At 65.9% G+C, this 12,989-nt stretch carries 15 protein-coding genes; 7 read left to right on the plus strand and 8 right to left on the minus strand.

Features of this window, described 5'->3' with window-relative positions:
* Nucleotides 1–14: 14 nt before the first annotated feature.
* The 5 genes from C566_RS0101480 to C566_RS0101505 form a co-directional block, all read right to left on the minus strand.
* Nucleotides 15–971, minus strand: coding sequence for a cation diffusion facilitator family transporter (locus tag C566_RS0101480; protein WP_018772549.1), 957 nt, complete (start codon nucleotides 969–971; stop codon nucleotides 15–17).
* A gap of 212 nt (nucleotides 972–1,183) precedes the next feature.
* Nucleotides 1,184–1,549, minus strand: a complete 366-nt coding sequence (locus C566_RS0101490) for an ArsR/SmtB family transcription factor (protein ID WP_018772551.1) — start codon at nucleotides 1,547–1,549, stop codon at nucleotides 1,184–1,186.
* Nucleotides 1,550–1,902: 353 nt separating this feature from the next.
* Entirely contained in the window at nucleotides 1,903–2,427 is a 525-nt protein-coding gene (locus C566_RS0101495) for a GNAT family N-acetyltransferase (protein WP_018772552.1), read from the minus strand.
* Nucleotides 2,424–2,774, minus strand: a complete 351-nt coding sequence (locus C566_RS0101500) for an ArsR/SmtB family transcription factor (RefSeq protein ID WP_018772553.1) — start codon at nucleotides 2,772–2,774, stop codon at nucleotides 2,424–2,426. Before C566_RS0101500 ends, C566_RS0101495 begins: the two co-directional genes overlap by 4 nt.
* Before the next feature lie 104 nt (nucleotides 2,775–2,878).
* On the minus strand, nucleotides 2,879–3,619 hold the full coding sequence (locus tag C566_RS0101505; RefSeq protein WP_026266270.1) for an aquaporin: 741 nt from the start codon (nucleotides 3,617–3,619) through the stop codon (nucleotides 2,879–2,881).
* A gap of 45 nt (nucleotides 3,620–3,664) precedes the next feature.
* Between C566_RS0101505 and C566_RS0101510 the strand changes: the two genes are divergently transcribed.
* The 6 genes from C566_RS0101510 (at nucleotide 3,665) to C566_RS23040 (ending at nucleotide 8,212) form a co-directional block, all read left to right on the plus strand.
* The gene (locus C566_RS0101510; RefSeq protein WP_018772555.1) at nucleotides 3,665–4,339 is read left to right on the plus strand and encodes an arsenate reductase/protein-tyrosine-phosphatase family protein; all 675 of its coding nucleotides are present in this window, start codon (nucleotides 3,665–3,667) and stop codon (nucleotides 4,337–4,339) included.
* Nucleotides 4,340–4,483: 144 nt separating this feature from the next.
* Nucleotides 4,484–4,906 (plus strand): arsenate reductase ArsC, encoded by a 423-nt coding sequence (locus C566_RS0101515; protein ID WP_018772556.1) that lies wholly within the window; start codon nucleotides 4,484–4,486, stop codon nucleotides 4,904–4,906.
* 26 nt (nucleotides 4,907–4,932) lie between these two features.
* Entirely contained in the window at nucleotides 4,933–5,925 is a 993-nt protein-coding gene (gene trxB, locus C566_RS0101520) for a thioredoxin-disulfide reductase (protein WP_018772557.1), read from the plus strand.
* Between the two features lie 166 nt (nucleotides 5,926–6,091).
* On the plus strand, nucleotides 6,092–7,477 hold the full coding sequence (locus C566_RS0101525) for an FAD-dependent oxidoreductase (protein WP_018772558.1): 1,386 nt from the start codon (nucleotides 6,092–6,094) through the stop codon (nucleotides 7,475–7,477).
* A gap of 42 nt (nucleotides 7,478–7,519) precedes the next feature.
* On the plus strand, nucleotides 7,520–7,663 hold the full coding sequence (locus C566_RS22585; RefSeq protein WP_018772559.1) for a hypothetical protein: 144 nt from the start codon (nucleotides 7,520–7,522) through the stop codon (nucleotides 7,661–7,663).
* Between the two features lie 141 nt (nucleotides 7,664–7,804).
* Nucleotides 7,805–8,212, plus strand: a complete 408-nt coding sequence (locus tag C566_RS23040; protein WP_026266271.1) for an SDR family NAD(P)-dependent oxidoreductase — start codon at nucleotides 7,805–7,807, stop codon at nucleotides 8,210–8,212.
* A 337-nt stretch (nucleotides 8,213–8,549) separates the two neighbouring features.
* Here the strand turns inward: C566_RS23040 and C566_RS0101540 are convergent, their stop codons facing one another.
* The 3 genes from C566_RS0101540 to C566_RS22865 form a co-directional block, all read right to left on the minus strand.
* A complete protein-coding gene (locus tag C566_RS0101540) occupies nucleotides 8,550–9,137 on the minus strand; it encodes a hypothetical protein (protein WP_018772560.1) in 588 nt (195 codons plus the stop codon).
* 505 nt (nucleotides 9,138–9,642) lie between these two features.
* Nucleotides 9,643–9,831: an FAD-dependent monooxygenase gene (locus C566_RS23420; protein ID WP_442852616.1), complete on the minus strand. Its 189-nt coding sequence runs from the start codon at nucleotides 9,829–9,831 to the stop codon at nucleotides 9,643–9,645.
* Between the two features lie 9 nt (nucleotides 9,832–9,840).
* Complete coding sequence (locus tag C566_RS22865) at nucleotides 9,841–10,320, minus strand: FAD binding domain-containing protein (protein WP_018772562.1); 480 nt, start codon at nucleotides 10,318–10,320, stop codon at nucleotides 9,841–9,843.
* A 219-nt stretch (nucleotides 10,321–10,539) separates the two neighbouring features.
* Between C566_RS22865 and C566_RS20480 the strand changes: the two genes are divergently transcribed.
* Nucleotides 10,540–12,954: an HAD-IC family P-type ATPase gene (locus tag C566_RS20480; RefSeq protein WP_018772563.1), complete on the plus strand. Its 2,415-nt coding sequence runs from the start codon at nucleotides 10,540–10,542 to the stop codon at nucleotides 12,952–12,954.
* The last annotated feature ends 35 nt before the right edge of the window (nucleotides 12,955–12,989 follow it).

Below are 12,989 nucleotides of genomic sequence, written 5' to 3' on the forward strand. Positions count from 1 at the left end.
AGTGCGGGCTGGGGTCATTCGTGCCCGTGCGCGGACGTTGACCGTGCCAGCTCCCCGCCACCGTACGTTGTCCCGGTGGTTGTCTGGATCGCGATGCCGTCCAGGTTCGGCAGAGCATGGCCGAGACGGTGCCTGGCAACCGCGGCGATCTGTTCTGCTGCCGAGACCGGCATGTCGGCGACCTGGATGCTGGCGTTGCCCTGTAGGCGGTGGCCGATCCAACGCAGTTGCAGGGCTGGGACGGCTTCCACGCCGGGGGTCCCGGCGAGGGCGGACCGGGCACGGTCTAGGAGGTCAGGGTCGATGCCGTCCATCAGGCGCCGGCCGATGCTCCGCATCGTGCCCCAGAGCAGGATGATGATGGCGGCGGCGATCAGTAGCCCCACGATCGGGTCGGCCAGAGGGAACCCTAGCCAGACTCCGATCACGCCCAGCACCACGGCAAGAGAGGTGAAGCCGTCCATCCGGGCGTGGACGCCGTCGGCCACCAGCGCGGCCGAGCCGATCTTCCGGCCGATCCGGATCCGGTAGATGGCCACGGCCTCGTTGCCGGCGAAGCCGATCAGGCCGGCAACGGCGACCCATCCCAGATTGTGGATGGGCTGGGGGTGGATCAGACGGTCGACCGCTTGCCATCCGGCCACGAGGGCCGAGAGGGCGACGACGCCGACGATGAAGAGTCCGGCCAGGTCTTCGGCCCGGCCGAAGCCGTAAGTGTAGCGTCGGGTCGCGGGCCGGCGGGCCAGCAGGAACGCGATCCACAGCGGCACGGCCGTCAGGGCGTCGGAGAAGTTATGGATCGTGTCAGCGAGGAGGGCCACGGATCCGCTGATCAGCACCACGAGGAATTGAAGGATGGTGGTGCCAAGCAGCATGAAGAGGCTGATCTTCACCGCCCTGACGCCCTGTTCACTTGCCTCAAGGGCGTCGTCGACAGAGTCCGCGGCGTCGTGGGTGTGCGGGACGAACAACCCGTACAGGAAGCCCTTGATCCCCGTCGGATGCTCATGGGAATGGCCGTGGGCGTGCTCGTGGCCGTGCTCGTGGCCGTCGTGGTCGTGCCCCTGGCCGTGGTCATGGTGCTCATGTGTCTGGGCCCCTGACCCGTGACCATGACTGCCGGCGTCCTGGGGTGTGTGGACGGGCGCGGTCGCCCCGGGACGGTGGAGATCTCGGGGTTCGGTCACGACGGGTCCGCGCTTTCGGTGTGGTGGTGGCGGGGGATTCCGCCGAGGGAGTGTTCGGCCTGGAAAATGGCGTCGGTGACGAGCTGGCGGGCGTGTTCGTTCTCCAGCCGGTAGAAGACGCGTGTTCCGTCTTGCCTGGTGGTTACCATACGTGCGAGGCGCATCTTTGCCAGATGCTGGGAAACGGCCGCCGGGGATTTGTGGACGATCTCGGCCAGCTGGTTGACCGGCAGTTCACCCTCGCGCAGGGCAAGGATAATCCGGACACGGGTGGCGTCTGCGAGCATGGCAAAGACCTCGACGGCAAGTTCCACATACTGGCTGTCCGGTTCAAGTCCGCATAGCTGTTTATCTGCATCCATACGCAGATTATTTCACACCGCGTCAATGGTGTCGCGGAGCGGGCGGCTTCACGCGCAGCATCACAGCTACTGGAAGACGAGGGCAGTCGACTGTGGTCCATAGAATCGGGGACGCATGCCGTCACGCCCGTGCCGGTTCACGCCGGGGATGCTCCGACGAAGGGCGTCGATCGGCCGACGCAGTATGTTGCTTCTTCGGTAGTTCTGATCACGTATCAGGAACCGGAACGCATGATGCGTTCGCAGCCCTTCTCGCCCCGTGTGAGGGGCGCCAGAAGTGGCGTCCGCTTCCAAGAGAGCGAGATGCGGCTTGTCCTGCGTGCAGTGTCTGCCTGTTTCGACAAGCCGGCCGTTCAGATGGCGGGGGAGCGGCGTTCGATCAGGATAGTGTCGCGCCACTGCCCGGTGAGCGGCCCGTAGGTCATCCTGGCGATGCGCTGCCTGCGACCGACAACGAAATACCCGTTGGCGAGGTGGAGTCTGAGGCTGGCTTCGTTTTCGGGAAAGACGCTGGCCTGGATCGTCCAGATCCCGTCACTCTCCGTGGAGTCTGCAAGGTCATGAAGCAGCGCTGCGCCCAGGCCGCGCCCGCGCGCAACGGCTGCGATGTAGACGGAATGCTCGACCACGCCGGAGTAGGCGGGGCGGGCCGAGACGGGGGAGACGGCGGCCCAACCAAGGATCCTGCCGTCTGTTGTTTCGGCGACGAGGCGGTGGCGGGGCAGTTTGGAGCTGTTGAACCGTTCCCAGTCGGGTGCCTCTGCTTCGAAGGTGGCGTGGCCGGTGGCGATTCCTTCACGGTAGATCCGTTGAACGGCCGGCCAGTCGCCGTCGCGCATGGGGCGGATCGTGACAGCGGAGGGTTCCGCCGCGGTCACAGGGTCGCCAGGAGTCCGGCCGCCTGTTCCAGGGCGCCGGGAACCAGGGAGTAATACGCCCAGGTGCCACGCTTTTCGCGGTGCAGCAGACCCGCATCGACCAGGACCTTCAGGTGGTGGGAAACGGTGGGCTGGCCCAGGTCCAGTGGCTCGGTCAGGTCGCAGACGCAGGATTCACCGGAGGGGCCGGCCTTGACGATGGAGAGCAGTCGCAGTCGGTTCGGGTCGGCCAGCGCCTTGAAGACCAGGGCCTTCTGCTTCGCCTCTTCAGCGCCCAGGGCAGGGGGCCCTGCCGGGGTGCAGCAGGCTTCATCCGTGGCCGGCTCGAGGATAGGCAGCGAGTTCATGTACCTATTATGCCCTGACATTGACAATCATCAATGTATGGGCGGGTGGGAGTGACCCGGCGCAAGCCCTGCCGACGAGGATCCCCAGGTGGGCCCGAGAATGGCTACGCGCTGGCTCCTTCGGAACTGTGCGCCAGGACGACGTCGTCCGCGGCGCGGGCCGCGGAGGGGAACAGGACGAGGAAGAGGCAAAGGCCCACTGCTGCGCCGACCAGCTGCGCCACGACGAAGCCGGGAACGGAGGACGGTGCGATGCCGGCGAAGGTGTCAGTGAAGATGCGGCCCACGGTTACGGCCGGGTTTGCGAACGACGTCGAGGACGTGAACCAGTAGGCGGCGCCGATGTAGGCGCCCACCGCCGGCGCGGCGAGAACGCCACGCTTGGTGGCAGCCAGGGCGAAGATCAGCAGAACGAGGCCCGCGGTGGCGACGACCTCACCCAGGAGATGCCCGGTGGTTGCCCGGTCCTTGACCGAAATGGAGGTGCCCACCGCAAACATGGCGTTCGCCACGACGCTGCCGCTGACTGCACCCACGGTCTGGGCGGCGACATAGGTGACGAGCTGGGGGAGGGTGATCCCGGTGCCGCGGCGCCGGCCCAGGATCCAGTCGGCGAGGGAGACCACGGGGTTGAAGTGGGCGCCGCTCACGGGCCCGAGCACCAGGATCAGCACCGTCAGTCCTAGCACCGTGGCGGTGCTGTTCTGGAGAAGCTGCAGGCCAACGTCATTCGGAGAAAGCTGCTGCGCGGCGATCCCGGAGCCGACGACGATGGTCACGAGCAGGCTGGTGCCGAGCAGTTCGGCGACGGCACGACGCCACAACGGCGGTTGTTGAGAAGTCATACCAACAGCTTGACCCAAGATATTTACTCAGTCAAAATTGAATCAATGAATACTGACCCAGTTGAAGTCTTTCGGGCGCGGGTCGCCAAGCACGCGGCCCTCGCCGACTCTGCGCGGTTGCGAATCGTGGACCTGCTGATCCTGGGAGACTTTTCCCCCACGGAGCTGCAGGCCGAACTCGGAATGCCGTCGAACCTGCTGTCTCACCACCTGCGCACGCTGGAAGGAGCGGGCCTGGTGATCCGCCATCGTTCGGAGGCGGATAAGCGCCGCAGCTACATCCGGCTCGCCGAAGGGGCCCTGGAGGGATTGGCTCCCGGGGCCGAACACGGAGCCCGCCGCGTCCTCTTCGTCTGCACCCGGAACAGCGCCCGGTCCCAACTGGCCGTCGCACTCTGGAACCAGCTCAGCGAAATCCCCTCGGCCTCCGCGGGTACGCACCCCGCGGACCATATCGCCCCGGGCGCTATTGAGGTCGCCCGCCGCCACGGCGTCCCACTCGCGGACCTTCCCCCGCGCCGGCTGGAAGAGGTGGCGCACGATGAAGACTTCGTCGTGACCGTGTGCGACAACGCCCACGAGGAAATCCCCAACCTGGGAGGAATCCACTGGTCCGTTCCGGATCCGCTCCGGCTGAACACCGAGGACGCCTTCGAAGGCGCCTTCACTGACATCGCCCGCCGCGTCAGCGACCTCGCACCCCGCCTGCACGCGGCCTAAAACCCGAAACCCCGCAAATATTGACAAGTATCGATTTATTGCCCGATACTTCATGCATCGATAAACATCAATGTCTAGTCGATGGTGCGGGGACGACGACCTCATCAATTCCGATCCACACCTAACTGATTTCAGGAGAAACCCGTGAGCACCGAAACCGCCAAGAAGCCCTCCGTCCTGTTCGTCTGCGTCCACAATGCCGGGCGTTCCCAGATGGCCGCCGCGTTCCTGACCACCCTCGGGGAGGGTCGGATCGAGGTCCGTTCCGCCGGGTCCCAGCCCGCGGATAAGGTCAACCCGGCCGCCGTCGAGGCCATGGCGGAACTCGGCATCGACATGTCCGCCGAAATCCCGAAGATCCTCACCACCGAGGCCGTAAAGGAATCCGACGTCGTGATCACAATGGGCTGCGGCGACGAATGCCCCTACTTCCCCGGCAAGCGCTACGAGGACTGGGTCCTGGAGGATCCGGCCGGGCAGGGCGTGGACTCCGTCCGCCCGATCCGCGACGAGATCAAAACCCGCATCGAGGCCCTGATCGCCTCCCTCACGTCCGTCGTCAAGTAATCCGTACCGAGCACCAGGAGACCTTCGTGAGCGTCGACAGCCGAAACCCTGAACAGCTGATCATCATCGGGTCCGGCCCCGCCGGGTACACCGCGGCGATCTACGCCGCCCGGGCCGGGCTGAAGCCCCTGGTCCTGGCCGGGTCGGTCACCGCGGGAGGTGCGCTGATGAACACCACCGAGGTGGAGAACTTCCCCGGTTTCCCGGGCGGGATCCAGGGTCCGGAGCTGATGGACGGGCTGCAGCAGCAGGCGGAGAAGTTTGGCGCGCGGGTGGTGTTCGACGACGCCACCGAAGTGACGCTGACCGGGCACCTGAAGCGTGTGGTCACCGGCGCCGGGGAGACCCATGAAGCTCCCGCGGTCATCCTGGCCACGGGCTCGGCGTACAAGGAACTCGGACTTCCGGAGGAGAAGAAGTTCAGCGGCCACGGTGTCTCCTGGTGTGCCACCTGCGACGGCTTCTTCTTCCGGGATCAGGACATCATCGTGGTCGGCGGCGGAGACTCCGCCATGGAGGAGGCTACGTTCCTGACCCGCTTCGGCAAATCAGTGACCGTGGTGGTCCGCAAGGGCGAACTGCGCGCCTCCCGCATCATGGCCCAGCGCGCCAAGGACAACCCCAAGATCAGCTTCGCCTGGAACTCCGCCGTCACCGCGATCCACGGCAACGGCAAGGTCACCGGTGTGACCCTGACCGACACCCGCACCGGCGAAACACGCGAACAGCCGGCCACCGGGATCTTCGTCGCAATCGGCCACGTGCCGCGGACCGACCTCGTGGCCGGGCAGGTGGAGCTGGACGCCGAGGGCTACATCAAGGTCGACGCGCCCACCACGGTCACCAACCTTTCCGGCGTGTTCGCCTGCGGCGACGCCGTGGACCACCGCTACCGCCAGGCCATCACCGCCGCCGGAACCGGCTGCGCCGCCGCCCTCGACGCCGAACGCTACCTCGCCGCGCTCGAGGACGCGGACAGCATCGCCACCGCCCTGGTGGAAGAACCCACCCACGCCTAAACCCGGGAAAGGGAGGGGGTGAGCTGAATGAGCACAGGATGCTGCGGCGACGGTTGCTGCGACGACGATCAGGATTGCTGCTGACACCCTCCCGCCTGCCGGCCCCACAGGACCGGCAGGCACCCCCAGTAAGAACCGCCACACCTACGGATGAACAGAGGAAACCATGGATTCAGCGAAGAACCTTTCCGTTGCCGTGATCGGCGCCGGCCCCGTGGGCCTGGCCGCCGCGGCCCACCTGATCGAACGCGGCCTGGAACCGCTGATCTTCGAAGCCGGCCCCTCCGCGGGCGCGGCCATCGAGCAGTGGCGCCACATCCGGCTGTTCTCCCCGTGGCGGTACAACCTCGATGCCGCCGCCGTCCGACTCCTCGAAGCCTCCGACTGGGAATCTCCCCGACCCACGGCCCTTCCCTACGGCGGAGAACTTATCGATAACTACCTCACCCCGCTGGCAGCGCTCCCGGCCATCAGCCCGCGGCTGCAGACCGGTGCCAGGGTCATCTCCGTGACCCGCGCCGGCATGGACAAGACCCACACCCGCGGCCGTGAGGGCACACCGTTCATCGTCCGGGTGGAGCACGGGGACGGCGAAACCCGCGACCACACCGTGGCCGGGGTCATTGACGCCTCCGGCACCTGGTCCAGCCGTAATCCGCTGGGGACGTCCGGACTGCCGGCCATCGGCGAAGATTCCGCCGCCGGCCGGATCTCCTCGCCGCTGCCGGACGTCATCGGCCGTGACCGGAAGGTGTTCGCCGGACGCCGTGTCCTGGTGGTCGGCGCGGGACACTCCGCCGCCAACACCCTGATCAGCCTCGCCGACCTGGCCAAGGACGAACCGGACACCCGGATCCTCTGGGCCGTCCGCGGCGCGTCCGCCGACAAGGTCTACGGCGGCGGCGACGCCGACGGGCTCCCAGCCCGCGGCCAGCTCGGCGCCCGCCTGCGGCGCCTCGTCGAGGCAGGAACCATCGAACTGCACACCGGCTTCGGCATCGCTTCGCTGACGCCCCTCGCCTCGCACGTCACCGTCGAATCCGTGGACGGCCGTATCCTGGAGGCCGACGTCGTCGTGCCCTGCACCGGCTTCCGCCCGGACCTGGACATCCTCCGTGAACTCCGGCTGAACCTGGACCCCGCCGTCGAGGCACCCACCGAGCTCGGCCCGCTGATCGACCCGGAATTCCACTCCTGCGGCACCGTCCCCCCGCACGGCGCGACAGTGCTGGCCCACCCGGACAAGGACTTCTACATCGTCGGCATGAAATCCTACGGACGGGCGCCGACCTTCCTGCTCGCCACCGGCTACGAACAGGTCCGCTCCGTCGCCGCAGCCCTGGCCGGGGACCGCGAAGCGGCGGACACCGTTCAGCTCGAACTCCCCGAAACCGGTGTCTGCTCATCCGACGCAGGCACCAGCTGCGACGTCCCGGCAGCAGCCGACGGGCTTGTGGCTGAAACCTCCGGCGGCTGTTGCGGAGCCCCCGAACCTGTCCTCGTCGGGTTCCCCACCGGGCTGGCCCACGGCCGCTCCGGCGACAACAACTGATCCGGACTTCCCTTCCATGAATCACGTCCTTGGAGTGCTGAAATGACTGAACCGCACGAAAACCGGCAAGGAACCAGTCGGGGGCTGGTAGAAAACACGGAGCTGCTGCACCGCATCAGCAAGCGACTCACCGACAACATCAAAGCCCGGGTCCAGACGCTTCATGCGGAGCTGACCGGAAACTAGGCACTTGCCGCGCGTGAAGTGTTCGCTGCAGCGATTGCCTTTGCATCGGTGAAGTCCTCGGTTCGAGTGAGCCACCCAGGCGTATCCAAGACCGGTCGAGAACGTTCAAGTGGGCTGACGGAGCGGAGGAGGATCCGAGGAATGGGCCGGTCAGTAACGACCCTTATCGGGCAGACCGTGGAACGGGCAAACGGACTGCTCTGGGTCTGCGTGTGGCGGGTGAGGCAGCTGCACGCCCAGCAACTCCTGCCGTGGAAACCGTCCCTGTTCGACCAGAATCACCAATCAAAGGCGGCAGTCATCGATTCAGTCGCCGAGGAGCTCGGGGGACTGGACGGCTTGATCAACAATCTCGGCCCGGGCGACGGGATCAGGTTCCTGAACCTGGACATCGAAACCTGGGCCAGGACCCTTGAGGTGAACCTCAACGGCGCCTTCGAGTGTTTGCAGGCCGCGGCCCGCCGTATGGTCAATGCAGGCACAGGTGGGCGCATCGTTGCGGTCATCAGCTCCCATGAAATCCAGCCGCAGGTTGGTGCTGCCGCATGAGACGCCTCGAAGCATGCACTCGGGGATTGATCAAGACAATGGCGTTGGAGCTGGCCGAGTTTGGCGTTACGGCCAACAGCATGGCGCCGGGAGAGATCGTCACCCCCATGATCGGGCAGACCGATCAGAATCCCACGACCACGGGTCGGCTTGGAGTTCCCATGGGGAGGCCGGGGGACGGGTGGGGGAAGTGCAGTTTCGGAGGCTGCCCGGGTTGCCGCCAACTCGCATCTCGTCCTTTCCCTTCCGCGAGAGCCTGGATACTCGGCTTAGTCTCCGGACACCTTGCCGACTCGTTTAGTAATTTGCAGGGGCCGGCCACGCTCCGGCCGGGCCCCTAAGCCCATGCCCTGGCCACCAGGTCTCCTGCAGGACCGAGGATGAAGTCAACATTGAGGGAGGAGCTGGGCCCCTCACCCATGGAGATCTTCTCGTCGAAAGACCCAAAGGTGGCCGGCAAGAAGTACCCCACGTTGTCCCAGTAATACTGGAAGATATACAGGAGGGGATCTTCGATCGTATCCAGGTCCTCCCCAAGGCGATACACAACGATGGCCTTCTGGCGGACCTCTCGTGAATTCGAGCACCAGGGCAGAATCAGCCCGCCCGCATTAGCCATATTTCCATGCGGTACCTGATCCGTGTCCCTCGGAAGGATCCCCGAGGGATCGCCCGGGCCAAAGAGGGGATTCCACTCAAGGTCCTCGTAGTACAGGTTCATGCCCGCATCGGCTGGCTGCCCCGGACGACGGGTCTGGTTGGTGAGCTTTTCCAGGCCTGAATTCCACAGGAGTGGTCCTCTACGGTCCTGGGCGCCGTACGAAACTTTCTTCCGGGACGCGGAAATGGACGCCCGCTCCGCGTCTTTGGCGGCCCTGGTCGCCGTTGCCGTCTTTGGGCTTGTGGGCGGTTTTTCGAGATCCATTCTTACTTCTCCTGTCCAAGTGGCGACCGGAGCGCTCCCGTGGTTGACCGCAAGCGGCTCCGCCTGGGAGGGGCTCAAGGGATGCAATATGCTCCGCCGTGCAGCGGTTGTTGCGGCATGAGGGCTGGGCCCGGACGGTCATCGGCCATCGGCGGCATGACTCTCGTGTGAACTTTGCGTCCGGTGCTTGCCGTACGTCAAGGGCCTCTGACATGTCCGGATAGTTCCGCCCGGCCGGGCAGCGGCACAGGATGCGTCGCACACATTCCCATTACCTCCTCTTCGATTCACGAAACCCGATTCGCTGACCTTGATCGGCTGTGCGATTTCGAGAACTGCCATCGAGATGCGTCTCCCGAAGGGCTCGCACACTTTCGGCGCTCAATTGAGATCGCTCTCGGAATCCTTCGTTTGCGAGAACAACACAGGTGAGCGATCGATTTGTTCGTAAGGCACCTTGGCTGCATGGGTCTGTTTCATGCCCGGGCAAAGGACTGGAGTTGGTTTAGGCTGCGCGGCGGGCGAAGGAGCGGCTGAAGGCTTGTCCGGATTCGGCGAAGCCGCTGCCTGTCATGGGGGTTGGCACGTGGGCGGCGTCTCCGACGATGGCGACCCTGCCTCTGGCGAGTCGTGCGGGCACGTATTCGGCGATGGGTGTGCCGATGACGGCTCTTCGTTCGATGCTGTCGAGGATCGCATTGTTCTAAGGCGAGGGAAACAGTTCGCGGGCCTCTGCGGCGAGTTCCCGGAAGGTCGCGTTCGGGATCCCGGCGGGCATGAGCGAGTGCCGCGCCACGGAACCGGTGACGCTGCCGCCTGAGCGGAGCAGTCCGTTTCTGCTGGAGTCGTACCAGGCCCAGCCGAGGCGGCGTGATCCTGGGGCGAGGGAACCATTGGCGCCCGGGAGCGGGTAGCCGAGCAGCGTGTTGTCATTGTCGCCGAGGAAGGCGACGTCTTGTGGCCAGAGCCGGGCTCCGATGGCTGATTCCTCGGCGATGCCAATCCATATGACGTAGCCGGCGAAGGTGGCGTCCGGGTGTCCTGGTGCAATGTGCCGGCGAACGGTGCTGCGTCCTGGCCCGTGCGTGTCTTGCGCGGCGTTGCCAAGTCCTGTTCGGAGGTGCGGACCCGGACGCAGCCGCTGATCTGCGCGGGTCCCGGCCGCCACCGGCAGGCGCGCCATAACGGCACACCAGCATCCGTTGACAACATCATCGAGATTCCTGCGGGAATTCCACCGCGGAGTTGATGAAAGCCGCAGTGCGTCACATTTTGGCACTACGGCGGATACCATCGGAGGGTGAAGGCATACCGCCGGCGCAGGAGACGAGCCTTTCTGCATCGGCGTGCGTCCCCGGCCGCCAAACGCCGGCCGGCCGCCAAGGGGCTGACGCAGGGGGAGGTGGCTACGCGGGTCGAGCGCGGGCTCACCAACCGCGTGCCGGACACCACTAGCCGGAGCCTGTGGCAGATCTTCCGGGCCAACGTCTTCACGCTCTTCAATGCAATCGTCGGCACGAGCTTCCTGCTGCTGTTGCTCCTGGGGCAATGGCGGGATGCCCTGTTCGGCCTCGCCGCTGTCAGCAACGCCGTGATCGGCGTCGTCGAGGAATACAGGGCGAAGAAGTCCTTGGACCGGCTGGCTGTCCTCAACGCCCCGCTCGCGCGGGTGTTGCGCGAGGGTCAGATCCACGACATCGCCACGGCCGACGTCGTAAAAGATGACCTCTTGGCGTTGCGGGCCGGGGATCAGATCACTGCCGACGCTGCCGTACTGGAGTCGTCCGGCCTGGAGGTGGACGAATCGCTCCTCACGGGCGAAGCAGACCCGGTGGGTAAGGATGCGGGGACGGAAGTACTCTCCGGATCGATCGTCGTGGCCGGCCACGGCAACGCCCAGGTTGTCCGGGTCGGATCGGCGTCGTTCGCGAGCCGGCTGACGGCAGATGCGCGACGCTTCTCACTGGTGAACTCCGAGATCCGCAACAGCCTCAACCGTGTAATGCGCTGGATCGCCTGGATCCTGCTGCCCGTGGCCCTCCTCGTGCTCAACGGCGAGATCCAGGCGCGCGGCGGCTGGCAGACCGCCATTTCCACCGGTGCCTGGACCCCCGCGCTCGTGGGACTCATTGCCAGCATGATCGCGATAGTCCCGCTGGGACTAGTGCTGCTGACGAGCGTGGCCTTCGCCGTGGGCGGACTCCGACTGGCTAAACACAACGTACTGATCCAGGAACTCGCGGCTGTCGAGGGACTGGCACGCGTGGACGTACTGTGCATGGACAAGACCGGCACTCTCACAGAAGGAGGGCTGGTCTTCGACGCGGTTCACCCGCTGGCGCCGCAACCGGGATGGGAGCAGGCCCTCGCATGGTTTGGCGCCGAACCCGAAGCAAACGCCACGGCACGCTGCCTGAGCACGGCCTTTGAGGATGACGGCGGCCTTCAACCCGTCCGGTCCGTGCCGTTCTCCTCCGCCCGGAAGTGGAGCGGAGTCAGCTTCAACGGGAGCGCCCGCGGTGCGCGCACCTGGATTCTCGGAGCACCGGAAATGATGCTTGTGCAGGGTGACGACGCAGCCGCACATCTGAAGCCGTCGATCCCGGCGCCCGACGGCGCAGTACCGCGCCAGAGCGACGTCTTGCGCCAGGCCGGCGAACTGGCCGCATCAGGGCTGCGGACCCTGCTCCTGGCCGGCGCGGATCAGTTGCCAGCCAATGGGAAGGCGGAGCAGCTGCCGGCGTCGCTCCACCCTGTGGCGCTGCTGACCTTCCGGGAACAGCCGCGCTCCGATGCCCGGCAGACCCTCGAGTTCTTCCGGACCGAGGGGGTCGGGTTGAAGATCATTTCCGGCGACGATCCCCGCACCGTTGCCGCCATTGCCCGCAGGGTTGGCCTGGAGGTCACGGAGGGCTTCGACGCACGCTCACTGCCGGAGGACCCGCTGCATCTGGAGGAGGTGATGGAATCAAACATGGTGTTTGGCCGAGTGACGCCAACCCAGAAGAGGGCGATGGTCGAGGCGCTCCAGCGCCGGGGACATACTGTGGCCATGACCGGCGACGGCGTCAACGATGCCCTCGCGCTCAAGACGGCCGACCTTGGCATCGCCATGGACTCCGCGGCGCCCGCCACCAAGGCAGTCGCGCGCCTGGTATTGCTCGACGGCCGCTTCGACCGGCTTCCCGGAGTGCTCGCTGAGGGCCGGCAGGTCATCGCCAATATTGAGCGGGTCTCCAGCCTCTTCCTCAGCAAAACGGTCTATGCGACCGCCATCGCGGTGACCTTCGGGCTCCTGCAGTGGACGTTTCCGTTTCTTCCCCGCCAGCTATCCTTCACGGACGGCCTGACGATCGGAATCCCGGCCTTCTTCTTGGCGCTCATGCCGAACCCGCGCCGCTATCAGCCCGGATTCCTGCGCCGGTCCCTATGGTTCTCCGTCCCCGCCGGACTGATCGTCACGGCTTCCCTGCTCACACTGAACGCATTCGCGCCGCTGGCCGGAACGGCTACGTCCGAACAAGTCAGCAGCGCCTCTGTGCTGACGCTGTCCATGGTCGGACTGTGGATCCTCTCGGCTGTGTCGCGCCCCCTCAACGCGGCGCGCCTGGCCGTGGTGTTGGCCATGAGCGCCTCCCTGCTGGTCTCGCTCAACCTCCCGCTCGTGCAGGAATTCTTCCTGCTTTCCCGTCCACCCGGCGGGTTGTTGCTCGCGGCCGTGGCGTGCGGGGCCGCTGGGGGCCTCGGAGTCGAGGTCCTGGCCCGGGTCCACGCCCGGGCATTCCCACGACAAGGTCCAGTGGTGAAGAGGGGGTAAATGGGCTCAGGTGTGCTGCGACCGCCGTGTACATG

The organism is Arthrobacter sp. 131MFCol6.1, from assembly GCF_000374925.1.
In the GTDB taxonomy this organism is placed as follows: Bacteria; Actinomycetota; Actinomycetes; order Actinomycetales; family Micrococcaceae; genus Arthrobacter.

Bases quoted from the DNA above. Each gene is read 5' to 3' on its own strand.
- C566_RS0101540 (WP_018772560.1), bottom strand. From the start codon at position 9,137: ATGGATCTCGAAAAACCGCCCACAAGCCCAAAGACGGCAACGGCGACC.
- C566_RS0101525 (WP_018772558.1), top strand. From the start codon at position 6,092: ATGGATTCAGCGAAGAACCTTTCCGTTGCCGTGATCGGCGCCGGCCCC.
- C566_RS0101510 (WP_018772555.1), top strand. From the start codon at position 3,665: ATGAATACTGACCCAGTTGAAGTCTTTCGGGCGCGGGTCGCCAAGCAC.
- C566_RS0101490 (WP_018772551.1), bottom strand. From the start codon at position 1,549: ATGGATGCAGATAAACAGCTATGCGGACTTGAACCGGACAGCCAGTAT.
- C566_RS23040 (WP_026266271.1), top strand. From the start codon at position 7,805: ATGGGCCGGTCAGTAACGACCCTTATCGGGCAGACCGTGGAACGGGCA.
- C566_RS22585 (WP_018772559.1), top strand. From the start codon at position 7,520: ATGACTGAACCGCACGAAAACCGGCAAGGAACCAGTCGGGGGCTGGTA.
- C566_RS22865 (WP_018772562.1), bottom strand. From the start codon at position 10,320: ATGGCGCGCCTGCCGGTGGCGGCCGGGACCCGCGCAGATCAGCGGCTG.
- C566_RS0101505 (WP_026266270.1), bottom strand. From the start codon at position 3,619: ATGACTTCTCAACAACCGCCGTTGTGGCGTCGTGCCGTCGCCGAACTG.
- C566_RS0101500 (WP_018772553.1), bottom strand. From the start codon at position 2,774: ATGAACTCGCTGCCTATCCTCGAGCCGGCCACGGATGAAGCCTGCTGC.